Raw genomic sequence first — 690 nt, 5'->3', positions numbered from 1 at the left:
GTTGATAGGCCGGATATGGAAGCACGGTAACGTGTGGAGTTGACCGGTACTAATAGGCCGAGGGCTTGTCCTCAGTTGCTCGCGTCCACTGTGTTAGTTCTGAGACAACGAACAGTTGTCGGCTTTGAGCAGGACAAACAATTAAAAAGTGTGCTTGTTCGCTCGAAACCATTAGGGTTTCGGTGGTTATAGCGTAGGGGAAACGCCCGGTTACATTCCGAACCCGGAAGCTAAGCCCTACAGCGCCGATGGTACTGCAGGGGGGACCCTGTGGGAGAGTAGGACGCCGCCGAACAATCTTTGGAAGGACCCTTGGTCCCAGCGTTCAGCTGGGGCCAAGGGTCCTTTTTGTTTTTGCAGTGCGCGCCGGGCACCCGGCTGCGCGAGAATGACTTGCGGTACCGAAGACAGGAGTCACCATGTCCACCAACTCTCCCGACGACCGACCGGAGCGCGACCAGCGGCGACGGGAGGGGGACCGGAGCGACCGCGACGACCGCGGCGGTCAGCGCGGGGGCCGCGGGGACCGTGGAGGCTTCCGCCGCGACGACCGTGGCGGCAACGACCGTGGGGGCTACGGACGTCGTGAAGGCGACCGAGGGGACCGCGGCGACCGCGGTGATCGCCCCGAGCGCGGCGAGCGCGGTGGCTTCCGCCGTGATGACAGCCGTGGTGGTGACAGCCGTGGTG

Annotated in this window: 2 rRNA genes; both read left to right on the top strand. The window is 63.6% G+C overall.

The features are described 5' to 3' along the window. Positions 1 to 73: ribosomal RNA gene (locus HDC93_RS11075) — 23S ribosomal RNA — on the top strand; the annotation flags it as partial. A gap of 105 nt (positions 74 to 178) precedes the next feature. Next, a 5S ribosomal RNA gene (gene rrf / locus HDC93_RS11070) occupies positions 179 to 295 on the top strand. Positions 296 to 690 lie beyond the last annotated feature (395 nt).

The organism is Streptomyces sp. AK010, assembly GCF_014207295.1.
In the GTDB taxonomy this organism is placed as follows: Bacteria; Actinomycetota; Actinomycetes; order Streptomycetales; family Streptomycetaceae; genus Streptomyces; species Streptomyces massasporeus.
This window is presented reverse-complemented; position numbering and strand designations above follow the sequence as displayed.